Consider the following 17,587-nt stretch of genomic DNA (forward strand, 5'->3'; position numbering starts at 1 on the left):
TCGGGGATCCAGCATGTCGTTTGATCGGTTGTTTGGATTCCCCGCCAGAGACCGCGGGGAATGACGTTTTAAGCGGCATTGTCAGCGGTCGGACGGATGCGATAGATTTCGCCGCGTTCATTTTGTTCCAGACCTTTGGGGATGGTCAACGTAAACGTGGTCCCTTCCCCGGACTTGGAACGAACCTGAAGTTCTCCGTAGTGAGCGTCCACGATGAATTTGCAGATGGCCAGTCCCAGGCCGGTCCCTCCGCGTGTGCCGCTGACCTGTTCGAACTTCTTAAAAATCCGTCCCATGAACTCCGGCGGCATCCCGGTGCCCGTATCGATGACCTGGCCTTGAATCCGGTCGGCATATTCCATGAACTTCACCGTGACAAAGCCGCCCTCCGGAGTGAACTTGATCGCATTGCCCACGAGATTGATGATCACGCGCTCCAGCAGACCGGGATCGACCTTGATCGAGGTCATTTCCTCCGGAAGGTCGAGGGTGAGCGTGATCTTCTTCTTGGCGGCCTCGGTATGGAACAGCTCGACGGTATTGGGAAGCAGCTGCCGCAACTGGGTCTCCGCTAGGTTCAGCCGCAGCTTGCCGGCGGACATCTTGGCCGTATCCAGAAGGTTCGATACGATATGGAGCAATTTGGTGGAAGCATTTTCCATGATGCGTAAAATCTTTTTTTGATCCGGGTTGATGGGCCCCGCCATTTCTTCCCCCAGCACCTGCAAATACCCGCGGATGGCGGTCATTGGACTGCGCAGGTCATGCGTGAGCGATTGAAGGAAGTCATCTTTCAGCTGGTCCAGCTCCTTTTCGGCCGTGACATTCCGAATCAGGAGGACAATCCAGTAGCTGGTGCCGCTGCCCTCTGGCGCATTCACCAGCGAGACGGAAATCGAATAAAAACAACGGACCCCTTCCGCCGACAGATTAACTTCCCGGGAGCCTTTTGGACGATCCCCTTCCACGGAATCCCGGATCACGATCGCCAGCCGGTCGTCTTTCACAAAGCTCCAAACGGGGCGTCCGGAGAAGTCCTGGGACAGCTCGTTTAAGCCCAGAATGGTTTTAGCCTTCGGATTGATCAGCTGGGCGATGCCTTCCTGATCGGTCAGGATAATGCCGTCGTTGCTGGAAAAGATAATGCCTTCTGTCTTTGTTTTTTCCGCCACCAGCTCATCGACTTTCACCTCGCTGTAGCGGCGCATGTCTTCACACATCTGATTGAACGCGCAGGCCAGATCCTGAAGCTCGTCATACGTGTTCGTTTCGACGATGGTGGAAAAATCCCCCCGGGCGATGCGTTCAGCGCCCCACATGAGCGCCCGGATGGGCCGGGTGAGGTGCCGGGCGAATACAAAGGCGGCAATAATAGTCATTCCCGCAATGGTAAACAGGCCGAAAACACCAGGCCACAGCAGCCGGTGATGCGTCCAGAAAAGCCAAACCGTGGCGAAAAAAACCGGAAGGATTGAAGACGTGGTAATTAAAATCGCCAGTTTGGCGAAAAGAGTCAGCCGGATGGGCCGGGTGAGGGTCGATGCTTTCATAAATCGACCTAAGTCTAGCCGGGATAGAGAGGGTGTCAAGGAGTTGTTACAAATGGGATGACGGGCAAACCATCCGCCCCTGGAGAAGAATTCTCACGAAGTCTCCTCCAGAGGGGAGTTCGGACAGCTTATTTTTCGTAACGAATTTCGTCCAGATAAATGACAAACCCATCCGGATTGTCATCGCGGCTGGCGGACCAGCAAAATCCACCGACAATGTGGGACATGTTCTTGTCCGCAAGATCGATGGTGTACTTTTTCCATTCTTTCGTCAGGTCCTCCGGTCCGATGCTGGCGGAGTCGGAGTCGCCGTGCTCTCCGGTAATACCGCCCGCCTTGAATTCCGCGATTTTCTCCCCACCCTTTTCACCCCGCGCCCAGAACGTCAGGCGTTTATAGCCGGAGAGATCATATCCGCCCGGCTTTTCTCCCCAGTTGTTGGCCGGGTGCTGCCAGAAAATGCCAGACCAATTGGCGCCTTGAGCGGCTTTGGCGTTGTAGGTAATTTTGAAGCATGTTTTTCCATCGGCGGGATCGGTGGCGCTGCCGGTATCGATTTTCATGTCGCCGTAATCTCCCATCCATCCGGACGGGATGTAATGATTTAATCTGGAACTCCTATCCTGATAGACGTAAAAGGTGTCTTTGGAAGGTGTTGCAGACTTTGAGGCTGTTTTACTGCCAGCCGCTCCAGTGATGGTGAGACTGAGCACAAGAGACAGTGCTGTTAATAAGGTTGTTTGTATTTTAGTCATGGTATATTGAATCTCCTTTTTGTGTGATGGGTGTCGGGGGGGCACCTCTGACACCCAATAGCATAATCCATCCTATCAATTATGCAGCCGGTTGCGCGATAGGCTTTTGGGCCCAATTTTGGGCCCAATTTCCGTTTCATTTTGTTTCCTTGTGGCTCATCCCACTGTGGGCCTAAACTCAACCTGTAATGAATTCCCAGCCCCCCCGAATTCTCTTTATCGAAGATCAGATGGATCTGCGCCAGATCTATAAGGATGTCTTTAAGCGGGAGGGGTTTTCCATTCAATTGGCGGAAGACGGTCTTTCCGGACTCGCTATGGCGCAGGCCGCCAAACCCGACCTGATCTTGCTGGATCTCATGTTGCCGAAAATGAGCGGTCTTTCCCTATTGGAAAAGCTGCGGGCTTCCGAGGAAACACGCGATATCCCGGTGGTTGTATTTTCAGCGGCAGCCGATACCGACCTGATGCAAAAAGCATTTCAACTGGGGGCGAAGGAATGCTTAACCAAGGCCCTCAACCCTCCGAAATATATCGTTCAGAGGGTTCGAGATGTTTTGGAACGGGTCGCGGCGGTTGCGAAACCGGCCCCTGCCGATCAACCCCTGTTTATTCGAGTGGATCCCTCGACTCCCGAAGGGGCTGCCCTTTTTTCAAAAGCGGGACTTTCGTCGGGAGCTCCTTGCCCCGCCTGCCAGGCCCCCATTGCCGTGGAACTCCTGCCCGATCAGACTCGGAGCGATGGCCATTGGTTTTTTGCGCATCTCATCTGTTCCAGCTGTCGTAAATCCTTTTAAGCTACCCCGCAGGATATTTTCCATTGATTCTTGCGGATTTTTCCGTTAATACAATGACCATGGAACCTCTTCGTTCACGCCACGAGCCGTTCAGCCGGATCGCGCAGATCGGGATTTTATTTTCAACGGAAAAACACCTTCCGTACCTTCTGGGGATGATCGTACGCGAAGCCTGCGCCATCAGCAGCGCTGAAGCCGGGGCGCTTTATCTCAAAGAGGGGAATTCTTTGAAACTGTCCGTATTTCAGTATAAAGATGCGTCTGAAAAACCCCCGGGGAACACCCCGAAGGCTCCGGAAGGCGGGGAGATCACCTCCGCGACTTTGAGCGGACAAGCTCTCACTGAAAACAAGATCATCAATATTCCGAATATCCGGTCCTGCCCTGAAGACTACCCGGCCCATCTCTATTCGGACACCCACTATACGAATTACTCCGTGCAGTCTTTGATGGTGATTCCGCTGATCGGAAGCCAGCAGCAGAAGATCGGCGTGCTTCATCTGGTGAATGCCCGGTCTTCCGATGGCTCCCTCATGGCGTTTGATGCGTATTTGATGGATTTATTGATGCCGTTGGCGACTCAGGCCGCGATTGCCATTCTGAATGTGCGGTGGGGAATGGAGATCCAACGGTCCTTTCATGACACCCTTTACCGGCTGGCGCTGGCAGCGGAATACCGGGATGATCCGACCGGTTTTCATATTCAGCGAATCGGTCTGTATTCCGAGTTGATAGCCCAATACCTGGGACTGCCCTCCCGACAGGTTGATCTGATCCGGGCGGCCAGCCCTTTGCACGATATCGGCAAGATCGCCATCCCGGAGACGATCCTGTTGAAACCCGGGAAATTGTCGCCGGAGGAGTTCGCGACCATCAAGAAGCACACCACCGTCGGAGCCCTCATCCTGGACCATGCCGAGAGTGAAATTCTGCAAATGGCCGAGAAGATTGCCAGAACCCATCATGAAAAATTTGATGGGTCCGGATATCCCGACGGTCTCCGCGGGGCGGACATCCCTCTGGAGGGGCGGATCGTGGCGGTGGCTGACGCATTTGATGCGATCACCACGTCCCGCCCTTATAAGGTTCCGATCGGCGTGGAACAAGCGGTGGATTTAATGAAACGGGATTCTGGAAAACATTTTGACCCGGATTGTCTCATGGCGTTTGAGAAGGCGCTTCCGAAAATCCAGAAGATCTTTCAAACCCTTCAGGGGCCTCCGGCCTCCACGGCCAAAAGCCAGTTCGAATGGAACATGCCGTCGGGCCCTGGGTCAGATAATCTGGCGAAATAATTTAACATTCCCGTAACAATTGAAGCCTATGCTTAAGGCGTGACGGTTTGGTCTTAGGACAAGACCTCATAAGACTCAAGGGGCTGAGGGACGGGGGTCCTCTTCAGCCCCTTGTCTTTATAGCTCCTGCCGAAATGCCCACTCGTTAAGGAAATATGGTAAAAAGTAGTCGCTCTTATGACTCCAAAAATCTCGTGGATTGTCACCGGCGGCTCAGGATTTATCGGTAGTGTTTTGCTCTGGAAGTTGAATGAGCAAGGCTTGGACCGGCTTCTGGTCGTGGACCGTTTGGATGCGTCCGAAAAATGGAAGAATCTTCGCGGGAAACGTTTTTTGGATTACGTGGAAGCCGATTCATTTCTGGAGGGCCTGGAGGCGGGACGTTTTAATGAGGCTGAAGGCATTGTTCACCTGGGCGCCTGCTCCTCGACCACCGAAACCGATGCTACATTCCTGATTCGCAATAACACCGAATACACCAAACGTCTGGCGCTCTGGGCGTTGGCCAAAAAGAAGAAATTCGTTTATGCGTCCAGTGCGGCGACCTATGGCGACGGTTCCCGCGGATACACGACCGACGTGGCTACCACCGAGAAGCTGCAACCGCTAAATCTGTACGGCTATTCCAAACAGCTTTTTGACCTATGGGCGTTGCGCCAGGGGGTGCTGGGCAAGCTGGTGGGCATCAAATTCTTTAATGTTTTCGGGCCGAATGAATACCACAAGGGCGACATGCGTTCCGTGGTGGCCAAGGCATATGATCAAATCCTCAAGGACGGGAAAATCCGGTTGTTCCGATCCCACCGAAACGATTACCAGGATGGCGAGCAACAGCGGGATTTCCTTTATGTAAAAGACGCGGTCGCCGTGGTTTCTGAGTTGATGCAGGCACGTCCTTTTGGCGGCGGGCTTTATAACCTGGGGGCTGGCGTCTCGCGCACCTGGAACGATCTGGCGAAAGCGATCTTTGCCGCCCTGGGGAAGTCCCCTCGAATCGACTACGTGGAGATGCCGGAGCACTTGCGCCCGAAGTACCAATATCACACCCTGGCCGACATGCGTTGGCGCAAAGGCGGGCGTAAACCCTTTCACACGCTCGAGGACGGCGTCGGTGATTATGTGCAGAATTATCTCAGCAAGGAAAACCCCTATATATGAAGCGCCAAGCCCGCATCACCCGTCAAACGCGTGAAACGCAGATCGATCTGACCCTGAATCTCGATGGAACCGGGAAAGCCAGCATTCAGACTCCGATTGCTTTTCTGAATCACATGTTCGAATTGTTCGCCAAACATGGCCGTTTCGACCTGAAGATCCGTGCGAAGGGGGATACGCAGATTGACGATCACCACTTGGTGGAGGACCTGGGACTTGTGCTGGGGGAAGCCATTGCCAAAGCCCTGGGGAATAAGAAGGGGATCTGCCGCTACGGGAACTATTTACTGCCGATGGATGAAACGCTCAGTTATGTGGCGCTGGACCTGTCCAACCGGCCTTTTTTCGTCTGGAAAGTGAAATGGGGGCAATCGCAGATCGGCCGGTTTAACGGCCTTTTGCTGGAGCACTTCTTTGAATCGGTTGCAGCAAGTGCGCGCATGAACCTTCACATGGCGCTCAAATATGGGAAACACGCCCACCACATCGGCGAAAGCCTTTTCAAGGGCTTTGCGCGCGCCCTGGCTCAGGCTGTGTCCATCGATCCTCGCGTCAAGGGCATTCCTTCCACTAAAGGCAAACTGTAAATAAAGAATGAATTAGCGATGTCTGGAGAAACGGCCTCGCGGGATGAAGCGACGGCCTCTCCCAAAGCGTTCCATGAAGGTTTTAGGCTTTGGCGGAGGGGGGAGCTTTTCGTAAGGGAAGTCGGGAAGTTGGACGCGCGGCAGCTTCCGGCCGATGAATCGCTCGATCGCCGCCACATCCCGTTCCTCGTCAGGGGCGACTAGCGTATACGCATCGCCCACTTCAAAATGCCGGCCAGTCCGGCCGACGCGGTGAACGTAATCTTCGGTATGCTGGGGCACGTCAAAGTTGATGACATGGCTGAGCCGCCTCACATCCAATCCCCGGGCGGCGATGTCGGTCGCAACCATAATCTGGAATTTACCGGTTTTGAAGCCATGAAGAGCGGCGGCGCGCTGCGCCTGTGTGCGGTCGGCATGGAGCGCTATAACGGACAGATCATTGGCCTGCAGAAAGCGTGCCAAACGGTCGGCACCGCGCTTAGTGCGGCAGAAAATCAAGACGGCGTTGACGGATGTGTTCCGCAAAATGCCAAGCAGAAGATCCGCTTTTTGATTACGCATCACCGGGAAAAGGTGCTGGGTGACTGTTTCAGCGGTTGTTCCCTGAGGCGCCATGCGGATGGCGATCGGATTTTTGAGCGCCAGGTGACTAAGCCTTTCAATTTCGTTGGGAAGTGTCGCGGAAAAGAGAAGCGTGTGTCGTTGTTCCGGAATATAGCGAAGGATCGCATGCAAGGCGGGCGCAAATCCCATGTCGAGCATGCGATCGGCTTCATCCAGGACCAGGGTGTGGACATTGCTCAAAGAGACGGTGCGGCGTTCCAGGTGGTCCAGAAGCCGGCCCGGGGTGGCGATCACGAGGTTGGCTCCTGAACGCAACGCATGCAATTGGGTCGTATAACTTTCTCCGCCTACCAGAAGCGCCAATTTAAAGTGACTGAACCGTCCCATGTCTTTGCCGACGCTGGCGACCTGCGCGGCGAGTTCCCGGGTGGGAAGCAGAACAAGGCCCGTCACGCCGTGGGCCGGCTGCTCCAGCATCCGGTGCATGAGCGGCAAAAGAAACGCCAATGTTTTGCCGGTCCCGGTTTGCGCTGAGGCGAGCAGGTCGCGGCCGCTGAGGACAATGGGGATGGCTTCTTTTTGAATCGGCGTCGGAACGTGAAAGCTCAGGGCTTCCAAAGCCTTTTGCAGTTCAGGCCGGAGTGAGAAATCTTTAAAAGACATAAAACTATCTTATCAGTTTCAAAATGTTCTTGCTCGGCATGAGAAAAATTGAGTTGAGTTCCGATGTTGTCAGGTATAATAAAAATACACCATATGAAATGGTTTTCCGCCCTTTCGGATGCCTCAACACTGTCCAGCGCCCTTGAACAAACACTCGCGACGCTGTCCCTTGAGCTGGATGGGAAAAAGCCTGATTTATGTCTGGTTTTTGTTTCCAGTGAGTTTAAGACAGGCTATGAAACCATCGCCCCCCGGTTGCGCAAAGTCCTTGGCGCCCGGGTGATCGTCGGGTGCTCCGGAGGCGGGGTGGTTGGAGACAGCCGGGAGGTGGAGAGCCACCCGGCCTTGGCGATCAGCGCGGCTCTTTTGCCGGATGTCACGCTGACGCCTTTCCGTGTATCCGAGAGTACGCTCCCCAGCCTTGATGCAAGTCCCAGGGTCTGGCATCAATTGATGGCTGTTTCGCCCGTGGATCAACCGCACTTTATTATTCTGGCTGACCCTTTTTCTGTCCGGGTTGAAAATTTTATTTTGGGATTGGATTATGCCTACCCCAAGGCGATGAAAGTCGGAGGCTTGGCCAGCGGGGCTAAACAACCAGGAGAAAATGCCCTTTTTCTGGATTCCGTTTGTTACCGCTCCGGAGTGGTGGGCGTTGCGATGTCCGGGAATGTCGTCTTGGACGCGCTCGTGGCTCAGGGGTGCCGTCCCATTGGCAGGCCCTTACGGGTCACCAAATGTGACCGTAACATTTTGATGGAGTTGGACGGCCAGCCTTCCCTGAATGTTTTGAGGGACCTTTTTATGACCCTCGATGCTCGAGATCAGGACCTCCTCCAACATGCCTTGTTCCTGGGAATCAGTATGAACCCGTTCAAATCGCATTTGACGCAGGGTGATTTTGTTGTTCGTAATATTGTGGGAATGGATACGGGGAAGGGAATTCTGGCGGTGGGGGCTCTTCTGCGCCAGGGACAGATTGTTCAGTTTCATTTGCGGGATTCCCAGACCTCGACGGATGATTTGGAACAGCTTTTGCAGACCTATCGCATCCGGAGCGGGAGTGATCATGTGGCCGGAGCGGTGCTTTTTTCCTGTCTGGGACGCGGCGAGTACCTGTATGGACAGAATAGCCATGACACACGGTTATTCCAACAGAAACTCGGAAAAGTTCCGATCAGCGGATTTTTCTGTAATGGTGAGATTGGGCCGGTCGGGGGGACAACCTATTTGCATGGTTATACAAGCTGTTTTGCATTATTCCGTCCGCAGTACGTAGGATCGTCCCAAGCCGGTCTGGATATGGCCTCTGCCCATCCCGTCCGCCAACCTCCTTCGCTGTAGGAAGACATGGAATTGTTTTTCCGTTGATTTTTTAAAGAACCGGACGTAAGCTCAATCAGAAATTTATGGCCAAACAGGATCTTCGAGAAGCAAAAATATTTTCCCTCGCGCAAGTCGTGGACCGTTGCATCGTGGTCATTGAAGAAGTCGGCGGCCCGCGCCTGGTCCCTATCTGGATTGGCATTTTTGAGGGAGGAGCCATCGCGGCTGAATTGACCGGCCAGGAACCCCCTCGGCCTATGACGCATGATCTGATGACGTCTATCCTGCGCTCCGCGCATGTCACCATGGAAAAAGTGGTGATCACCAACCTTCTCGATAATACGTATTTTGCGGAAATCCATCTTCGCACCAACGGCAACACGACCACGGTCATTGATGCCCGGCCCAGCGATGCCCTGGCTCTGGCGGTTCGCACGCGCTGCCCGCTATTCGTCTCCGAGGCTGTTTTCGGTAAGTGTCCCGAGTTGCTCAAGCCCATTACGGAAGATGAGGTCAAGAATTTCAAGGAAGAGCTCAAGAACATGAAGCCGGAAGACTTCTTCAAAGACCTCAAAGGCAAAAGTAAAGACAAAAAAGATAAAGATAAGGACAAGGACAAAGGCAGCGAAGGTCCCTCCCCTTCTCCTCAGTAGAGTTCTAAGACAACCCAACAATTTTGAGAGTGAATAAATCCGCTGGTGCTCCCTCTAAGAGGTGACAGCAACTTCCGCCATCGGCGGATCACCCTAAGGAGGTCTGTATGCAGGAAAAACAGTGGCACCAGGTTCTGACGAGTCTGATCATTCTCGGCACTCTCGTGACAAGCGGGTTGGCCCAGGAAGGCACGGCTCCCGCAGCTGCAGCGGGACGTTCCAACGCGGCCGCGCATTCGAATTGGAACCGTTCCAATAACAGCCGTCCATCGTACGGGTTTCTGGCTCTGCTGGATAAGACGGTTAATCTGAGTTCTGAACAGCATGATGCGGTTCGAGGGCTTCTGGCGGCCCAACGTCAATCCATGCAGTCGCTGCGGCAGGAGACGGACAGCAAGATCCGCGCCCTGCTGAATCAGGATCAACAGAAACACTTTGACGCGCTTCTGCAGGAACAGCAGAGCCGACGAGCGGCTCGCTTCCAGCGGTCGTAATCAAAGGATTCGGTTGGGGATGAGGGCGCAGGCCCTCATCCCCAATCCCGTCATTCTCGATAGTCCCCCCTGCCTCTTGATGTAGAATTTACGTATGGACGATATTTTTGATCTAACGATCATCGGCGGGGGTCCGTCCGGACTCTACGCCGCTTACTATGCCGGTTTTCGCGGTCTGAAAGTTAAAATTGTCGACAGTCTAGAGGAACTCGGGGGGCAGGTCACCGCGCTCTATCCGGAAAAATATATCTATGATGTCGCCGGTTTCCCCAAGATTCTCGCGAAGGACCTCGTTCGGAACCTCGTTGAACAGGCTTTTCAATACCATCCCACCTGTTGCCTGAATGAGCGGACGGAACGGATTCATCTTGTCGACAAAATGTATGAGATTGTGACCCAAAAAAACCGCCACAAAACGCGGTCCATCCTCCTGACAACCGGGGTGGGAGTCTTTAAGCCTAAGCCGATTCCCGTCCGGGGGGTGGAACGTTTCGAAGGGAAAGGGTTAGCCTACTTTGTGCCGGACATCAAGCATTATGCGGGGAAAAACGTTCTCATTGTCGGCGGCGGAAATTCAGCGGTGGATTGGGCGCTGAATCTGGAACCCCTGGCCGCCGCCATCACGCTGGTCCATCGCCGGGATGTCTTTCGCGCTCATGAGCGGAGCGTCGAACAACTGAAAGCGTCCACCGTGAAGCTTAAATTGTTTTATGAGGTCAAAGAACTGCGTGGAACTTCTCATGTAGAGACTGCGGTCCTCGTGAATAACAAGACCCAGGCGGAGAACGTCATCCCTGTGGAGGAAGTGCTGGCCTGCCTGGGATTTGAATCAACCGTCGGCCCACTGGCCCAATGGGGCCTGCAGCTGGACGCCAATATGATTGTGGTCAATACCCGGATGGAAACAAATCTCCTAGGCATTTATGCAGCCGGGGATGTGGCTACCTACCCGGGGAAAGTGAAGCTCATTTCTTCCGGTTTCGGTGAGGCCGCCATCGCGGTCAATCACGCAGCGACTTTTCTTAATCCCGGGACCCGCTTGTCCCCGGGACACTCGAGCAACCAATCCAGATAGTTGTTTTGGAGGCAGATCATTCAAGACCTCTCGGTATCAGTTGAATTATTTTTGCGATCTTATGTAAAGCCTGGTAAAAAACTGCTTGTCGCTGTTTCAGGCGGTCCGGATTCTGTGGCGCTGGCCCATCTGGTCAAGGCGCTTCCCTATCCGTTTCTCCTGGCGCACGTTGATCATCAACTTCGTAAAGGATCGGGGAAGGACCGGGATTTCGTCCGACGCTTGGCGGCCTCCTGGGACCTTCCCTGTGTTGTTGTCGCCGTGAATGTGCGGGCGCATGGACGGAAGAAAAACATGGGAATTGAAGAAGCTGCACGGGAGCTGCGCTATCAGGCGCTTGTGAAGCTGGCCCGCCGGCATCGCTGCTCGGCCATTATGACAGGCCATCATGCGAACGATCAGGCGGAGACGGTCTTGATGAATTATCTGAGGGGAGCGGGCCCTTCGGGATTGGCCGGCATTCCTCCGCGCCGTCAGATGCAAAACATCTCGTTGCTTCGCCCACTTTTGAAGTTTCCGCGTCAAACGCTCCTGGATTATCTGAAACAACAGGGGCTCCGGTACCGGCAGGATCCGACCAACCGGTCTCTGCGCTATCAACGCAACCGGATCCGGCACGTGACTTTGCCTTATCTGGAGCGGGATTATCCCGGCTTGGGGGGGCGTTTGGGCCAGAGTGCGGAAATCTTTCGCCAGGAAGAAGATTTCTGGGACCAAATTGTGAGATCGAAATTATTAAAAACAGTGCGAAAGAACAACAAAAGAATCGTGATTGATTTGGCGAATCTTTTAGGCTATCATAGAGCCCTTGTTCGGCGGATTTTTCGCCATGTCCTGCCAGGTTTATCCTTCCAGGAAATTGAGCGTGTTGTTGCTCTGGCGGGGTCACCCAATGGCGTCTGTTCGTTGCATTTAGGAAGAAATATCGTCGTAGAACGGCGAGCAAAACAGTTGCTCATCTTCAAGAGGAATTCATGAATAATCGTAACTGGCGCGGCTTTTTAGCATGGCTCCTGTTTTTCGGGGTGCTCTATTTCATTTTTATGTCCATGCGTTCGGTCAATACAGAACGGGACATCAGCTATTCCGAGTTTAAACGCAGTCTGAACGAAGGGCAGATCGTCAGCGTGACGGTTCGTCCGGATCAAATCCGTGGGCGTTTGAAGAACGCGAGTGGGAAGGAGGAGAATTTCCGTACCATCCCCTTGAATGATCCCAACTTGGTTCAAGAACTGCAGGTGCACGTGCGAGACTTTTCCGGGGAGGTGGACCGGAGTTGGGTCAGCATGGTGCTCATGAATTTCGGCCCGGCCGTTGTTTTCCTTGTTTTCTGGTTCTTAATGATTCGCCAGATGCAGGGCGGCGGCAAACAGGCCATGGCTTTCGGACGCAGTAAAGCCAAGCTGCAATCCGGCAAAAAGTCCAAAATAACCTTTGCCGATGTGGCGGGTTGCGATGAGGCCAAGGAAGAACTTCGTGAAATCATTGACTTTCTCAAGGATCCCGCCAAATTTCAACGGCTGGGCGGCAAAATCCCAAAAGGCGTACTGCTCTATGGCGCTCCCGGAACGGGCAAGACGCTTCTGGCCAAGGCGGTTGCCGGCGAAGCCGCTGTGCCGTTCTTTTCATCTTCGGGAAGCGAGTTTGTGGAGATGTTTGTCGGGGTTGGCGCCAGCCGCGTCCGCGATCTTTTTGATCAGGGACGGAAGAATGCGCCCTGCCTGCTGTTTGTGGATGAAATCGATGCGGTGGGCCGGCATCGTTTCGCGGGCATCGGGGGCGGACATGATGAGCGAGAGCAGACATTGAACCAATTGTTGGTGGAGATGGACGGGTTTGATACCAAGGAAGGCGTTATTTTGATCGCGGCCACCAACCGTCCGGATGTTCTGGACCCGGCACTGCTTCGCCCGGGACGATTTGATCGTCATGTGACGGTGCCTATGCCGGATCTTCGCGGCCGTGAGGAAATCCTGCGGGTCCATTCGAAGATTGTGAAGCTGGCTCCGGATGTGGATTTCAAAGTCATTGCCCGCCGCACTCCGGGGTTTGTCGGCGCAGACCTGGCGAACCTCGTGAACGAGGCGGCGCTTCTGGCGGCCCGGCGCAATAAACCCCACGTGGAGTTACCCGAGTTGGAGGAAGCGATTGAGCGCGTGATCGCCGGCCCGGAGCGAAAAAACCGCATGATATCGGAAAAAGAAAAGAAAATCGTGGCTTATCACGAATCCGGGCATGCGCTCGTGGCCAAGCTCACGCCGGGAACCGATCCGGTTCATAAAGTTTCAATTATCCCCCGTGGCCCGGCTCTTGGCTATACGCTGCAGCTCCCGACAGAAGACCGATACCTGACCAGCCGTACGGAGATAAAGAATCGCCTTTCCGTCCTTCTGGGCGGCCGGGTGGCGGAGGAGCTGGTCTTTTCTGAGATTACAACCGGCGCCTCCGATGACCTGTCGAAAGCCACAGACCTGGCCGCCAAGATGGTGTGTGAATTCGGCATGTCGGATAAACTGGGCCCGCTGACGTTCCGGAAAAAGGAAGAAGAAATTTTTCTTGGACGGGATTTGAACCGGGAACGCCCCTATTCCAATCACACCGCCGAGTTGATCGACTCAGAGGTCAAGCAAATGATCATGGAAGCGATGACCTATGTGCGAAAACTTTTGACGGAAAACCGCGCCAAACTGGATCGTTTGGCCGAACGCTTGATCGAGAAGGAAATGCTTGAAAGCGAAGAAGTCGAATCCCTTATCCGGGGCGGTGCCGGAGCGGCCTCGGCCGGTTAGTCCCAGCTCTTCGGCGTCGTTCGAGTTTCTTTTTGATCGCCGGCGAACATGGATCATGGGGGTGCTGAATGCCACCCCTGATTCATTTTACGCCGGTTCGCGTTTTTTTCAGGAGGCCGCCGCTGTTACGCAGGCCCTGCGTCTGCTGACGGAAGGAGCGGATTGTGTGGATGTCGGCGGAGAGTCCACCCGTCCGGGATCCGATCCTGTTTCCGTTGAAGACGAATTGAAACGCGTCGTGCCGGTGATCGAGGGGATTCGAAGCCGGTGCCCCGACGCATTGATTTCGATTGATACGCAAAAGTCTGAAGTCGCCCGTCAAGCATTCGAACAAGGCGCCGGCCTGCTCAATGACGTGTCGGCCTTGCGAAACGATCCGGCGATGGTCGAGGTGACGGCCCAGGCCAAAGTCCCTGTTGTCTTGATGCATATGCAGGGGACACCGCAGACCATGCAGCATGCTCCGCAGTATGAAGATGTTGTAGAAGAAGTGAAGGCTTTTTTGGAAGAGCGTCTTCGCTTTGTCGTCAAGCATGGGATAGCGGAATCCCGGGTGGTGCTGGACCCGGGGATCGGTTTCGGAAAAACCGTCGAGCACAATGTAACGCTGTTGCGCCGTTTGCGGGAAATCGCCGCGCTGGGCCGTCCGGTCCTGGTCGGGTTATCCCGCAAAATGTTCCTCGGGCGTTTGGCCGTCTCGTCAGGCGCGGATATGCTTCCCCCGGAATTGCGTTTGGAGGCGACATTGGCTGCAAATCTTTTTGCCGTTGAACGTGGAGCGTCCGGGCTGCGGGTTCACGATGCCGGTGCGACACGGCGGACTTTGGCGATCTGGCAGGCGCTCAGAACCAGTGAAAAGTCGTTTTCGTCTAACGCCGGAGGGCGCAGGCGAGGAGATTGATTATGACGGGTGTTCTCTATCATTTGTGGTCTGTTTTTTTATTGCCGGCGATCGACGTCTTTCTCATCGCTTTTGTTTTTTATCGGCTGCTTCTGTTGATTCGCGGGACGCACTCGGTGCAAGTGGTCATGGGATTGGCGATGTTGATGGGGGTGACGCTTGTGGTACAGCATTTCCTTCCCCTGCCGGCTTCAAAATGGTTGCTGGAGAATTTCTGGTCTGGGGCGGTGGTCCTTCTGGCGGTTGTTTTTCAGCCGGAACTCCGTTCGGCTCTGGCGCATCTTGGAAGCCATCCGCTAGGACGGTTCTTGATGCCCAGCCGGTTAACATTCATCGACGAAATTGACGGCGCCGTGCGTGAAGCGATGCAGCGGCAGATGGGCCTATTGCTGGTTCTGGAGCAGGATGTGGGGCTTCGCAACTATGCCGAAACCGGGACGCTCATTAACGGGGAGCTTTCCAAAGAGCTTCTGATGTCGATTTTCCATTACCGGTCTCCCTTGCATGACGGAGCAGCCATTATTCAGAATGACCGCCTGGTGGCTGTGGGATGTCTGCTCCCGCTTTCGAATGATCCCGGATTGGCGAAGATTTTAGGAACTCGCCATCGGGCGGCGGTCGGTTTATCCGAGTTTACGGACGCCTGGGTGATTGTCGTTTCGGAAGAAACCGGAAGCCTGTCCCTGGCTCGCGCCGGGCAACTGGAGCGGGACCTCAGCGCGGATGAGCTGCGGCGCCGGTTGATGGAGCTCTATGAACATCGGACCCAGAAAGGCTTGAACCCGTTGCTGGTGAAAAAATCATCATGATGAACAATTGGAAAAATAATTGGGAACTGCGCTTATTAGCCCTTGTCATGGCCATTCTGGTATGGCTTTTCGTCAAGTTAAGGGCTTCCTGATGGCGCCCACCGCTCCGCTTCTTTTTGGGACCGATGGCGTGCGGGGGATCGCCGGAGAGGCTCCCTTGCAAAAGTCATTTATCCGGCATCTCGGGGCGGCGGCCGCCATAACGTATAAGCAGCATGTGCCGGATTGCCCGCCGGTGTTCCTGCTGGGACGAGACACCCGTAGCTCGGGGCCGTGGATCGCACAGGCGTTTGCCGAAGGCGCGGCCACGGAAGGCGTCCATGTTCTGGACGTTGGGGTAGTCCCCACTCCCGCCATCGCGTACTTGGTTCCCAAGCGGAAATTGATGGGCGGCGTGATGATTTCCGCCTCGCATAATCCCAGTGAATTCAATGGAGTCAAACTCTTTAATCCGCAGGGCCGCAAATGCCCTGACACCTGGGAACGTTTCATTGAAAAACAGGTCGCGGAGATGACCCCTCTTAAAAAGGCCAAGGTCAAGCGGTTCCGGGATACCAAAGCCGTTCAGGAATATCTGGATTTTCTGCACCAGAGCGTGCCGCTTCGGCCCTCCCTGGACGGGTTGACCCTTGTGGTGGATTGTTCGAACGGCTCGCTGTCCCATATCGCCCCGCATTTCCTGCGTTCATCAGGGGCGCGCGTCATCGCCATCGGGGATAAACCGAACGGGCGCAATATCAACGCCGGTCTGGGATCCCAGCATCCGGAGAAATTGCAGCGGCTGGTGGTCGCCAAAAAAGCCGATGGGGGAATCGCGTTCGACGGCGATGCCGATCGGGTTATTTTCTGTGATGAGAAGGGACGTTTATTGGACGGCGATTTTATCCTGGCCTGTGCCGCCCGCTTTTTGAAGGAAGAAAAACGTTTGAAGGGCAATGCGGTGGTGGTAACGGTCATGGCCAATCTCGGTTTGATGAAAGCCTTGGAATCCTGGGGCCTTGAGGCCGTGGCGACCCCCGTCGGGGACCGCTGGGTTTCGGACAAGTTGGAAGAAAACGATTATGTGATCGGCGGCGAACAATCCGGGCACATCATTTTTCACGAATTTCTGCCGACCGGAGACGGTCTTTTAACGGCCTTACAGGTCCTGAGCATGCTCCGCCAGCGCCGGCATCCCCTTTCCTGGGTCTACTCGCTTTTCAAGCGCTACCCGCAGGTGCTTTTGAATGTTCGCGTGAAGGAGAAAAAACCTCTGGAAAACTGTCCGACGCTCCAGAATCGGATCGATCACGCCTGCCGGGAGCTGGCGGAACAGGGGCGGGTTTTTATTCGTTATTCCGGGACAGAACCTCTCCTGCGAATCATGATGGAAGGGCCTGACGAGGCCCGGCTCCAGGCGCTGGCTCACTCGGTTGCCGATGAAGCCAAGAAAGTGCTGGGGGCCGGATCCTGATGAGGTTGGGCGTCAACATCGACCATGTGGCGACGCTCCGGCAACAGCGCAAAGGCGATGAGCCGGATCCGGTTTTTGCGGCGTTGACCGCTCAGGCGAACGGGGCGGACAGCATTGTGGCGCATTTACGGGAGGACCGCCGCCATATTCAAGACCGGGACATCCGGTTGCTGAAGCAGGTTTTAAACATCCCGCTGGCGATGGAGATGGCCGCGACCGAGGAAATGGAGCAGATGGCTCTGGCCATTCTTCCGGCCCGCGTGTGTCTCGTCCCGGAGAAACGCCAGGAGTTGACGACCGAGGGCGGTTTGGATGTGATCAGCCACCGCACCGCTCTGAAAAAGAGCATCAGCCGTTTGTCCGCAAAAAAAATTGAAGTGAGTTTGTTTGTGGATCCGGATGCGGATCAAATCCGCTGCGCCAAGTCGCTCGGGGCGGATACCGTGGAACTGCATACCGGGCGTTACGCCGTAGCCCTGGAAAGGGAGAGCCAGGCACGGGAATTGGATGGCCTTCGTCGCGCGGCGGAGCTGGCCGTCAAGCTCAAACTGCGGTTGCACGCAGGGCATGGCCTCACGATTCGAAACGTTGCGGTGGTGGCGGCTCTTCCCGGGATGAAAGAGCTGAATATCGGATTTTCCATCATCAGTCAGGCGCTTTTTGTTGGTTTGGGACAGGCTGTCAAAGAAATGAAAGACCTTATTTCCCTGCGCTGAAC

17 protein-coding genes are annotated in these 17,587 nt (G+C 54.8%); 14 read left to right on the forward strand and 3 right to left on the reverse strand.

The features are described 5' to 3' along the window. Positions 1-68: 68 nt before the first annotated feature. Positions 69-1,550, reverse strand: a complete 1,482-nt coding sequence (locus WC859_06200) for an ATP-binding protein (GenBank protein ID MFA5975745.1) — start codon at positions 1,548-1,550, stop codon at positions 69-71. Between the two features lie 128 nt (positions 1,551-1,678). Beyond that, the gene (locus tag WC859_06205; protein MFA5975746.1) at positions 1,679-2,305 is read right to left on the reverse strand and encodes a hypothetical protein; all 627 of its coding nucleotides are present in this window, start codon (positions 2,303-2,305) and stop codon (positions 1,679-1,681) included. A 188-nt stretch (positions 2,306-2,493) separates the two neighbouring features. Here WC859_06205 and WC859_06210 point away from each other — a divergent pair, with 188 nt between their 5' ends. The 4 genes from WC859_06210 (at position 2,494) to hisB (ending at position 6,139) form a co-directional block, all read left to right on the forward strand. Continuing rightward, positions 2,494-3,102, forward strand: coding sequence for a response regulator (locus WC859_06210; protein MFA5975747.1), 609 nt, complete (start codon positions 2,494-2,496; stop codon positions 3,100-3,102). 59 nt (positions 3,103-3,161) lie between these two features. Next, positions 3,162-4,397 carry an HD domain-containing phosphohydrolase gene (locus WC859_06215; protein MFA5975748.1) on the forward strand — a complete coding sequence of 412 codons (1,236 nt, stop codon included), beginning with the start codon at positions 3,162-3,164 and terminating at the stop codon, positions 4,395-4,397. Between the two features lie 177 nt (positions 4,398-4,574). Continuing rightward, positions 4,575-5,555 carry an ADP-glyceromanno-heptose 6-epimerase gene (gene rfaD / locus WC859_06220; protein MFA5975749.1) on the forward strand — a complete coding sequence of 327 codons (981 nt, stop codon included), beginning with the start codon at positions 4,575-4,577 and terminating at the stop codon, positions 5,553-5,555. Beyond that, positions 5,552-6,139: an imidazoleglycerol-phosphate dehydratase HisB gene (hisB, locus tag WC859_06225; GenBank protein ID MFA5975750.1), complete on the forward strand. Its 588-nt coding sequence runs from the start codon at positions 5,552-5,554 to the stop codon at positions 6,137-6,139. Before rfaD ends, hisB begins: the two co-directional genes overlap by 4 nt. Positions 6,140-6,151: 12 nt before the next feature. Here hisB and WC859_06230 read toward each other — a convergent pair whose 3' ends face one another. Next, positions 6,152-7,369 (reverse strand): DEAD/DEAH box helicase, encoded by a 1,218-nt coding sequence (locus WC859_06230; protein ID MFA5975751.1) that lies wholly within the window; start codon positions 7,367-7,369, stop codon positions 6,152-6,154. A gap of 93 nt (positions 7,370-7,462) precedes the next feature. On the opposite strand from WC859_06230, the gene WC859_06235 reads away from it, so the two are divergent. The 10 genes from WC859_06235 (at position 7,463) to WC859_06280 (ending at position 17,585) form a co-directional block, all read left to right on the forward strand. Beyond that, a complete protein-coding gene (locus WC859_06235; protein ID MFA5975752.1) occupies positions 7,463-8,713 on the forward strand; it encodes an FIST N-terminal domain-containing protein in 1,251 nt (416 codons plus the stop codon). A gap of 65 nt (positions 8,714-8,778) precedes the next feature. Continuing rightward, positions 8,779-9,348, forward strand: a complete 570-nt coding sequence (locus tag WC859_06240) for a bifunctional nuclease family protein (GenBank protein ID MFA5975753.1) — start codon at positions 8,779-8,781, stop codon at positions 9,346-9,348. A gap of 107 nt (positions 9,349-9,455) precedes the next feature. Next, the gene (locus WC859_06245) at positions 9,456-9,842 is read left to right on the forward strand and encodes a hypothetical protein (GenBank protein MFA5975754.1); all 387 of its coding nucleotides are present in this window, start codon (positions 9,456-9,458) and stop codon (positions 9,840-9,842) included. Between the two features lie 94 nt (positions 9,843-9,936). Next, entirely contained in the window at positions 9,937-10,917 is a 981-nt protein-coding gene (locus WC859_06250; protein ID MFA5975755.1) for an NAD(P)/FAD-dependent oxidoreductase, read from the forward strand. A 51-nt stretch (positions 10,918-10,968) separates the two neighbouring features. Continuing rightward, positions 10,969-11,895 (forward strand): tRNA lysidine(34) synthetase TilS, encoded by a 927-nt coding sequence (gene tilS, locus WC859_06255; GenBank protein MFA5975756.1) that lies wholly within the window; start codon positions 10,969-10,971, stop codon positions 11,893-11,895. Next, positions 11,892-13,706 carry an ATP-dependent zinc metalloprotease FtsH gene (gene ftsH / locus WC859_06260; GenBank protein ID MFA5975757.1) on the forward strand — a complete coding sequence of 605 codons (1,815 nt, stop codon included), beginning with the start codon at positions 11,892-11,894 and terminating at the stop codon, positions 13,704-13,706. The genes tilS and ftsH overlap by 4 nt, the downstream gene beginning before the upstream one ends. After that, complete coding sequence (gene folP, locus WC859_06265; protein MFA5975758.1) at positions 13,645-14,607, forward strand: dihydropteroate synthase; 963 nt, start codon at positions 13,645-13,647, stop codon at positions 14,605-14,607. Before ftsH ends, folP begins: the two co-directional genes overlap by 62 nt. 2 nt (positions 14,608-14,609) lie before the next feature. Further along, entirely contained in the window at positions 14,610-15,416 is an 807-nt protein-coding gene (gene cdaA, locus WC859_06270) for a diadenylate cyclase CdaA (GenBank protein ID MFA5975759.1), read from the forward strand. A gap of 91 nt (positions 15,417-15,507) precedes the next feature. Beyond that, on the forward strand, positions 15,508-16,869 hold the full coding sequence (glmM, locus tag WC859_06275) for a phosphoglucosamine mutase (protein MFA5975760.1): 1,362 nt from the start codon (positions 15,508-15,510) through the stop codon (positions 16,867-16,869). Next, complete coding sequence (locus WC859_06280) at positions 16,866-17,585, forward strand: pyridoxine 5'-phosphate synthase (GenBank protein ID MFA5975761.1); 720 nt, start codon at positions 16,866-16,868, stop codon at positions 17,583-17,585. Before glmM ends, WC859_06280 begins: the two co-directional genes overlap by 4 nt. Positions 17,586-17,587: the final 2 nt, after the last annotated feature.

Source organism: Elusimicrobiota bacterium (genome assembly GCA_041660185.1).
In the GTDB taxonomy this organism is placed as follows: domain Bacteria; phylum Elusimicrobiota; class Elusimicrobia; order 2-01-FULL-59-12; family 2-01-FULL-59-12; genus JBAZWU01.